Source organism: Paracoccus fontiphilus, from assembly GCF_017356265.1.
GTDB classification, from domain to species: Bacteria; Pseudomonadota; Alphaproteobacteria; order Rhodobacterales; family Rhodobacteraceae; genus Paracoccus; species Paracoccus fontiphilus.
Genome location: NZ_JAFNAW010000145.1, coordinates 1 through 2549 on the forward strand (window position 1 = coordinate 1; position 2549 = coordinate 2549).

At 61.2% G+C, this 2549-nt stretch carries 4 protein-coding genes; all 4 read right to left on the reverse strand.

The features are described from left to right. Positions 1–723: 723 nt before the first annotated feature. The 4 genes from J0F76_RS20425 to J0F76_RS20440 all read right to left on the reverse strand — a co-directional run bounded on the left by J0F76_RS20425 (position 724) and on the right by J0F76_RS20440 (position 2462). Positions 724–1005 (reverse strand): hypothetical protein, encoded by a 282-nt coding sequence (locus J0F76_RS20425; protein ID WP_207472297.1) that lies wholly within the window; start codon positions 1003–1005, stop codon positions 724–726. Between the two features lie 141 nt (positions 1006–1146). Beyond that, positions 1147–1353 carry a cold-shock protein gene (locus tag J0F76_RS20430; protein WP_207472298.1) on the reverse strand — a complete coding sequence of 69 codons (207 nt, stop codon included), beginning with the start codon at positions 1351–1353 and terminating at the stop codon, positions 1147–1149. Positions 1354–1710: 357 nt separating this feature from the next. Continuing rightward, a complete protein-coding gene (locus J0F76_RS20435) occupies positions 1711–1953 on the reverse strand; it encodes a hypothetical protein (RefSeq protein WP_207472299.1) in 243 nt (80 codons plus the stop codon). A gap of 389 nt (positions 1954–2342) precedes the next feature. Continuing rightward, entirely contained in the window at positions 2343–2462 is a 120-nt protein-coding gene (locus J0F76_RS20440; RefSeq protein ID WP_242690485.1) for a DUF3768 domain-containing protein, read from the reverse strand. Between the last annotated feature and the right edge of the window lie 87 nt (positions 2463–2549).

Sequence of the window (2549 nt, forward strand, 5' to 3'; positions counted from 1 at the left end):
AGGGAAAGGGTGGACGACTTTTACGCCGCCCGCAGCAGCTCCATGCCGCCGCTTCCGTGGCCTAATTTCTCACCGCCGTTCTCACTGTGACGCGGGCGAGCGCCGCTTGCCGCCGGGGCGCACTGGGTCTGCGGGGGTCTGGGGCGTGTCTCGAAGGGCCATCGGGCGCTCCATTCCACAGGTGTAGACATTAGGCATTTCCTGCCATCTCTACACCCTCTCATCATGCCATATTTGGGGGGAGCTGTCACGGGTTTTGTCCCGCACAGAGAGGAGATCACCCCCACACCGCCCGCAAGCGTCTGACAGCTTCTCAGGAGGTGGTCAGCCCGATGGCTGAGTCACCGCCAGGCCCCCCCTAAGCTGCGCTTCTCGGCTTCGCCGTCTTCGCGTAACCGAACTGCTCTACCCCGGCAGGTCCCTGCTGAACAGAGGGCTCGGGCGACAGGTCACAGCGGGTAAGTCGCAGCCGCCACGAGCAGATGCCTAAGGCCACTGTCCCTGCCCGAAAGAACAACTATCCCCTGAGGCCCGACGCAGACATAAAGGTCTTATCAGCCGAGCGGGTGTGAGTGGTTGGTTACAGAGTGTTTCCGCCCGGCTGAGAGATCCCCCATCCGTCAGGCGTGGTGCCATCGGTGTCGGAGGCGGGAAAGACCTTCCGGATCCTCCCGTAAAGTGCAGGGGCGCATTCGCCTGGGTCCTTGCTATCGGGATCCGCTGTCACGTCCTGTTGTCCGACAGGGTGCTGGCCCGGCGAGGCGGTGGTGCCTTTCTGACGCGCGTCCGGATGAAGGGCGCAGCCTGCTTGCCACCGGGTGGCTCAAGTTCCAGGATGAGCGTCTCCAACTCGCCGATCTGCTTTCTGATCCGGTCGATCGTTGCGTCGCGTTCCTGGTCGGACAAGGGCAGCCGGCCAATGTTGGCGCGGCACAGCCTTACGGCCGTGTTGGCCGCCGACAGGTTGGCATGCAAGGCGCTGTAGGTGGTGATCCGGTAGCTCATGCCCGATCCTCTTATGCGCTATTTGCATAAGCTAGATCCGGTTAAAGAGCGGTTAACAGGACCGGATGATGCCGACCGAGCTTGTGAAGAGGCCTTCACCAACGACAGGCTGGCTGCTGGGCGGCGACCACCTTTGTCGTCTCAGAAGGCCTGCAGATCGACCGCGCTCGTCTTGCCGTTGCGGCCGGTCTCCAGCTCAAAAGAGACTTTCTGCCCATCGTGCAACGTGTCCAGCCCGGCGCGCTGAACGGCCGTGATATGGACAAACACATCCCCGCCCCCGGCCTCCGGCGCAATGAAGCCATAACCCTTGTCGGTGTTGAACCACTTGACCGTCCCGCGTGCCATTGTCCCTCTCCGTTGCACAACACAACATTGCTGGCACAGCACACGGCGGCGCAGCAAGAGATTTCCGGCGCAATCCGGCCAGTATGCGACCGCTTGCCTGGGTTTTGGTGAAACCGCGCATGTCGCACATGCGACAGGCGGAACGGGCCTGTCCCTATCCTGCGAAGGTCCCATCTTTACGCCGTCGTCACCAAGCTGCGGGAACGCGTCCTGTCGCGGCGTGCCACTGGACATCTCGCAATCGCGTTGTGGTCGCATCTTCCCTATTCTGGGCGCAGCGCAGGGGAGAGCCGAAATCATGTCCGATGGCTATGCCCCCGATCTCAAGGCCGCATCTGCCAATATGACTGACCCTTATCAGGACGCAGATGGCGTAATGCGTCGAAGGGTTATCTCGCAGCCGCCGCCCTCAAGGGCGTGATAGCTCTCAACGGCGACCCGTTCGTCGGCACCGTCCAGGGTAAGCTGCCCCTCATGAGGCCCATTGATCTGACGTTCGTCGAGAGCCGCGTCTGCGCTGAACCGGATATAATCGCCGCCGATTTCGACTGTGCCGCTGATCGGCTCAAGGCCGTCTGGCGAGAGTGTCGCCTCGGTCATGTGCTGCCCTCCCTCAAGGGATGCGGAGAAACAACGATCCTTCTGCTCATAAGGGGACAGCAATTGACAAAAATGAAATACTCGCGGACGTCTCGGAACGAGGCGATCTCTGACCTGAAGCCCTCGGCAACATCGGCACCCTGTTCTCACCCCAAGAGTGCTGGAATGACTGTCACGCTGCCGGACCTGTTTCATGTGGAGCCGCATGGCTTGAGAAGCTCTCGGGACATCGGCAAGACACTGCCCTCAGATCAGGTGCGAGCGGCATCAGAATGCGCGTCAGAGCGGATGCTCGGACGTCGCAGTCCAGCTCTCCTGACGGCTTTGGGTATCGAAAAAGCCTCCTTAGGTGGTCAGGCGGCCCTGCTTTCAAAGCCGCCCGTGCGAGATCAGTATTCGTCGGGCAGGCAGAGGGTGAGGACGCGGATCGTCTGTGCGGGATCGCTTTCCTGCTCCGGTCCCATCAACCCGTCGGTGTCGTAAAGGTCGATCTTCCAGTAGATGCGCACTGTCTGACGTCAGCGCCCATGGGACAGATTAGGCCGATTGCGTGACAGAGGGTTTCTGGCTCATCGTAGCCTTCATGGAGCGAAGAT

Excerpts from the sequence above, each read along its gene's own strand:
- J0F76_RS20425 (WP_207472297.1), bottom strand. The coding sequence starts at position 1,005 with ATGAGCTACCGGATCACCACCTACAGCGCCTTGCATGCCAACCTGTCG.
- J0F76_RS20430 (WP_207472298.1), bottom strand. The coding sequence starts at position 1,353 with ATGGCACGCGGGACGGTCAAGTGGTTCAACACCGACAAGGGTTATGGC.
- J0F76_RS20435 (WP_207472299.1), bottom strand. The coding sequence starts at position 1,953 with ATGACCGAGGCGACACTCTCGCCAGACGGCCTTGAGCCGATCAGCGGC.